The organism is Peribacillus sp. P4_C12, from assembly GCF_056402095.1.
Map to the genome: position 1 here is coordinate 1 of NZ_JBFUIB010000208.1, position 6,165 is coordinate 6,165.

Sequence of the window (6,165 nt, forward strand, 5' to 3'; positions counted from 1 at the left end):
CTTCAATTTCATGACGTGGAATGAAATGTAAGACTTCCTTGCCTTTTAAAAGAGCCATGGATGGCGAAGAAGGTTCAATACCATCAAAATACTCACGCATTTTGGCTGTTGCCTCTTTATCTTGACCAGCAAATACGGTTACAAGATGCTTTAGTTTATCCTCTGCTTGGAGAACAGCTTGAGTAGCAGCTGGACGAGCTAACCCGGCAGCACAGCCACAAACTGAATTCACAACAACCAATGTTGTACCCTCGACAGATTCCATAAAGTTTTCAACAGCCTCAGCGGTTTCTAGCTCCTCAAAACCTGCTTGAACTAATTCAGCACGCATAGGCTTCACCATTTGTTTCATATATTCATCATATGCCATAGACATAAAAAAACCTCCTTGGTTACAATTCTTCAATTAGTATAATCATACTATATTCTTAAGTCCATATGCAAAAATGACGCTTACAACTTTTGTTAAAGTTTTTATGAAACCGTGTTTGCACACACACTGTCAAATATCAAAAATTAAACACTATAAAAATAGTCTTCACAAAGAAACACGGTAAAAGAATTGATTTGATTCTTCTACCGTGTTTTTATTTCACATGATCTAAATTAAACTTTCATTACGCCGCCTGAACTAGCATTAGTTACAAGTTTAGAGTAACGGGCTAAATAGCCTGTTTTAACTTTTGACTCGAAACCTTTCCAGTTAGCTTTGCGTTTTTCAAATTCTTCATCGGAAATTTCTAATTCGATTTTACGATTATTCAAATCTAACTCGATGATATCTCCATCTTCTACAAATGCGATTGGACCACCTTCAGCTGCTTCTGGGGAGATATGACCGATACTGATGCCTCGGGATGCACCTGAAAAACGTCCATCAGTAATTAATCCCACTTTAGCACCAAGACCTCGGCCAACGATTTGAGAAGTAGGCGCCAGCATTTCCGGCATGCCCGGCCCGCCTTTTGGACCTTCATAGCGGATGACAACAACATTACCTTCTTTTACTTTGCCAGTAATAATTCCAGATAGTGCATCTTCTTGTGAATCGAAGCAGATCGCTGGCCCTCTGTGGTAGCCACCAACAGATTCGTCAACAGCACCCACTTTAATAATTGAGCCTTGAGGAGCAAGGTTACCAAACAATACAGCAAGACCACCACGTTCAGAATGAGGGTTATCCAACGGATGAATAACATCCTTGTCCAATATTTCACAACCCTCAACATTTTCGCGTAGCGTTTTACCTGAAACAGAAAGACAATCACCGTTAAAGGCACCTGGTTTTTTAAGTAACTCATGAATAATTGCGCTCACACCACCAGCATTGTGTACATCTTCAATATGATAATCAGATGCTGGGGCAATCTTCGCAAGATGTGGTACGCGGTTTGCTATTTCATTGATGCGTTCCATAGGATATTCAAAACCTGCTTCATGTGCCAATGCAAGTGTATGAAGCACTGTGTTAGTCGAACCACCCATCGCCATATCCAAAGCAAATGCGTTATCAATTGCATCAATCGTTACGATATCACGAGGTTTAATATCTTGTTTGATTATTTCCATCAATTGTTTGGCAGATTTTTTAACAAAATCCTTACGTTCTTCGGCTACAGCCAAAATTGTACCATTACCTGGAAGTGCAAGACCTAAACCTTCGGCCAAACAGTTCATGGAATTTGCTGTAAACATCCCTGAACAAGAACCGCACGTAGGACATGCAACTTGCTCAAGTTCTTGCAAATCTTCTTCATTTATATTACCCGCTTGGTATGCTCCTACACCTTCAAAAACAGACGTTAAAGAAAGAGATTTACCGTTTTTGTCTTTCCCTGCCTTCATAGGCCCGCCACTTACAAATATTGTAGGAATATTAACACGAAGAGCTGCCATCATCATACCCGGTGTAATCTTGTCACAGTTTGGAATACAAACCATACCGTCAAACCAATGTGCAGATACAACCGTTTCTACAGAATCCGCAATAATCTCACGGCTAGGTAAAGAATAGCGCATACCAATATGGCCCATGGCAATTCCATCGTCTACCCCAATTGTATTAAATTCAAAAGGAACACCGCCAGCTTCACGAATCGCTTCCTTCACTATTTTACCGAATTCCTGAAGGTGAACATGACCTGGAACGATATCAATGTATGAATTACAAACCGCGATAAATGGTTTTCCGAAATCTTCTTCTTTAACACCTGCTGCACGCAAAAGGCTTCTGTGTGGAGCACGGTCGATTCCTTTTGTAATCATATCACTTCTCATATTTGATGTAGACATTTGTTGTAACCCCCAATTTTCACTTCTCTAATAATTTTATATAATTCAATTTTTTGTATACTCTAAAAATTCTAACATATTTACATACAAATGCAACCATTCAACTCTTAAATATCCATAAAAAAGTTTTACTAAAATAATAGAAAAGATATTTTTCTCCTATAAGCAATGGTTTCATGTAAAAAACATACTATTTCGCATGTTTTTGACTGTTAACAAATCCAAAACACATGATTGGTCAGTAAAACTGTACTCGTTCAATCGACAAGCATAATTTTCACTGAAATTATCCAAGTCCAAAGCTCTTATGGTATCAATTGTTACACCAAGGCATATAAAAAAATCATTTCTGCAGAGGATGCTCTCTGTGAATCTGACTAACTGAAAACCTGGTTACAAAATATGCCCTAAAGCGGGACATTTTTAGAGCATAAAAATAACAAAAGGCATCCGGAATTAAGTCCATCCGAATACCTTTTGCCTACAAAATAGAAACATGCAATTTGTATGATTTGTTGATAAAACGATTTTTAATCAAAGTCACTTGTCATTTGTTTGCCTTGATTCTGTCATTTGCTTCCAAACTGAACCCTTTGCTTCTTCTCCGTTTTCTATTCGGTCAATAGCCATTTTAACCTGTAGAGCCACTTCGAACTCTGGGTCCTGTTCAGCTTGTTTTAAATAGGGTAGGACGGTTTCATTTCCCACTTCATATAAGAACATCGCAGCCCTCCACCTTACTAGTTTATTTTTATCTGATAAGGATTGCGACATTTCTCCCATTGCTTCTTCAAAACCTAGATCAGATAAACAGTCACCCGCTGTTCGTCTTACTGCCACACTTGAATCTTTCAATGCTTTGTACAAGCTCGGAAGTACTTTTGTATCCTCGATCATACCTAAGTAAACAACAGCAAGTCGACGAATAGAGACTTTACTATCAGACAAGGCTATATCCAATACTGGAATCTCTTCAACCGTTGGATCTTCCATTTGTTCTAACGCTTGATAACGTTTTTCCCAATTTTCATCATTCAACATTTCTGCGGTTAGTTTTATTTTGGGACGTTTCACGAATGCCTCTTTTTTACCAACGGTTTCTTGAGCAGCAGCTACTAGCTGGTTAATTCGTTCTTCGGGAAAAGCGGCAACCAACTCATCCGCTACTTCTTTCACGATATCGTCCATATCCCCGTAACGGATACCATAATCCTTCCATTTTCGGAGCAAGACTACATTATCGTCTTCTTTTTGAGCAGCAGCAATACCTTTAATAAAATATTCTGGTAAAGCAAAGCGTTTTTCATGTTGGCTATCACTTGCTTTAATTTGCATCGGAATTCCTTTGAATTGTTGAATAGCAACTGTTACTTCACCATAATGTTCATTTATTACCGTTTGTTGATTTTGTTCTTCAGTTTTCTCACCAAACACTTGACGAATTTGGACCAAGATATCTTTCCAATCATATTTCGCATTACGCTCAACGGCTAAAAAGTCGGCAACATGATATACGCCTTTCACCCCTTCAATCGTAAATAAATCTTTAATAAGCTGAGGTGCTTGATCGGCTTGATTTTTTTTATAATTATTACTTTTACCTGCTAAGAGCTCTTCTGTTAGATTAATTTTCATTGTATTTGGACTTGGTGTAGGTTCTATTGATTTTATTTTCAATACTTTTCTCTCCTTTAACAAGACGTACCCATGTACTAGATTTTATCACAATGGCCACAGATTCTCATGCAATTGAGATAGACAAAAAAAGACTGGACCAAGCATACTTCCCCTGGACCAGTCTCTCACTTATTCCTCTTCTAATTTTTCCGCTAAATACGTCCATCTTTCCATCATATACTCTAATTTATCTGTTAGTTCTTTTTCCTCTTCAAGAAGCAGACGAACTTTTTCAAAGTCGCTCCCCGCTGCTGACATTTCTGTTGTGATGTCTGTCAGACGCTGCTCGACATGTTCCATGTTACCTTCGATTTCTTCCCATTCCTTACTTTCCGCATAGGTTAGTTTTTTCTTTTTCTTTTCTGTGCGGTTTATCTGAGGCTCTGGCTTTTTTTCAAGAACGGTCTCTACTGTTTTTTCCTCTAAGAACTCTGAATAGTTGCCGTAATAAAAATCAATTTCACCTTTATTTTTGAAGACAAGGAGCTGATGACAGGTTTTATCAAGAAAATAACGATCATGTGATACGGTAATAACTACACCTGAAAACGTTTCTAAATAGTCCTCGAGAACTGTCAAAGTTTGCGTGTCCAAGTCATTCGTCGGTTCATCCAAAAGCAGGACATTAGGTGCTCCCATTAAGATGTTAAGCAGATACAAACGTCTTTTTTCTCCTCCGGACAGCTTGCGTATTGGGGTACCATGAGAACCCATTGGGAATAAAAATCTCTCAAGCATCTGTGCAGCAGAAATAAAACTGCCATCTTTAAGAGCGATTGAATCAGCTGTTTCCCGGATATATTCTATCATGCGAAGATTCTCATCCATATCAACGCTTTCTTGAGTATAATAACCAATTTTCACTGTTTGTCCTATTTCAAGATTTCCTTCATCTATCGGTTCTCGCCCAGCCAAAATGTTCAATAACGTAGACTTTCCGCTGCCATTATTACCTACGATTCCAATGCGGTCACCTGGTTTGAATAGGAAGGAAAAGTGTTTGATGATAGACTGATCACCAAAAGATTTAGAAATATCTTGCATCTCCAGAACTTTTTTCCCAAGGCGGGCACCACTTAATTCCATCTCAAGACTTTCAGTTTTTTGCTTATCTTTCACACCCGTTTCTAATGTTTCAAAACGTTGAATCCGTGCCTTTTGTTTAGTGGTACGTGCCTTTGCACCTTTACGAATCCAGGCTAATTCTTTTTTAAATAAACTTTCCTTTTTCGTTCGTTCGGTCGATTCGTTTTCTTCCCGAATAGCTCTTGATTCTAAATAGTCAGCATAGTTTCCTTTATATTCGAATAGCTGTGACTGTGCGATTTCCCAAATTTTATTGGAAACCCGATCAAGAAAATAACGATCATGGGTCACAAATAAAACGGACTTCTGATATTTAGCCAAATATTCTTCGAGCCAGGTAATGCTTTCAAAATCAAGATGATTCGTAGGTTCATCCAAAATAAGCAGATCAGGAGTTTCAATCAAAGTCTTTGCCAGAGCGGCACGTTTTTTTTGGCCACCTGACAGTTCACCCAATTTCCTTGAATGATCTGGAAGACCAAGCTTTGTCAATATAGTTCGTGCATTCGCACTTGTATCCCAGGCACTAAGGGCATCCATTTCCTGTTGTTGCTTTAACAACCGGTCTTGAGTTGTGCTATTCTGTGGATCTAATTGCAGCTGAATGAGTGTTTTTTCATATTCCTTAATTAACGAAAATACTGGAGTTGAACTTTCATACATATACTCCATAATCGTYAATTTTTCATCAAAATAAGGATCTTGAGATAAATAGGAAATCGTGTAATCATTTGGATGATCCTTCGTTCCCAAATCACTATCTTCTAAACCTGCAATAATATTCAAAAGTGTGGATTTTCCAGTTCCGTTTATACCAACGATCCCAATCTTTTCGCCTTCGGTAATGGAAAAAGAAACATCTTTAAATAATAGCTTTTCCCCTTGTGTTTTCATTACATGTTCCATGCTATAAACTTTCATAATCGTACATCCCATTCCTTGTAAAATTCCTCTAAAAAGCTAACCATATACTCATGCCTTTCACTTGCAATCTTCTTAGCTGTACAGGTGTTAAGCATGTCTTGTAACCGTAATAATTTTTCATAGAAGTGATGAACGGAAGAGCTTTTACCCATCCGATATTCCTGTTTTGTCATCTTCTCACGTACA

General features: G+C 38.2%; 4 protein-coding genes and 1 pseudogene. All 5 read right to left on the reverse strand.

Annotated elements, in window-relative coordinates; all coding sequences use genetic code 11:
* Positions 1–376, reverse strand: a 376-nt coding sequence (locus AC1DUW_RS18925) for a BrxA/BrxB family bacilliredoxin (RefSeq protein WP_477643192.1), incomplete at its 3' end; no start/stop codon positions are given.
* Positions 377–606: 230 nt separating this feature from the next.
* Positions 607–2,277, reverse strand: a complete 1,671-nt coding sequence (ilvD, locus tag AC1DUW_RS18930; protein ID WP_098176472.1) for a dihydroxy-acid dehydratase — start codon at positions 2,275–2,277, stop codon at positions 607–609.
* 555 nt (positions 2,278–2,832) lie between these two features.
* Positions 2,833–3,969, reverse strand: coding sequence for a conserved virulence factor C family protein (locus AC1DUW_RS18935; protein WP_252433562.1), 1,137 nt, complete (start codon positions 3,967–3,969; stop codon positions 2,833–2,835).
* A 129-nt stretch (positions 3,970–4,098) separates the two neighbouring features.
* Positions 4,099–5,976 carry an ABC-F family ATP-binding cassette domain-containing protein gene (locus AC1DUW_RS18940; protein WP_252433561.1) on the reverse strand — a complete coding sequence of 626 codons (1,878 nt, stop codon included), beginning with the start codon at positions 5,974–5,976 and terminating at the stop codon, positions 4,099–4,101.
* A pseudogene (locus AC1DUW_RS18945) lies at positions 5,973–6,165 on the reverse strand (HD domain-containing protein); the annotation flags it as partial. The pseudogene AC1DUW_RS18945 and the gene AC1DUW_RS18940, both read right to left, overlap by 4 nt.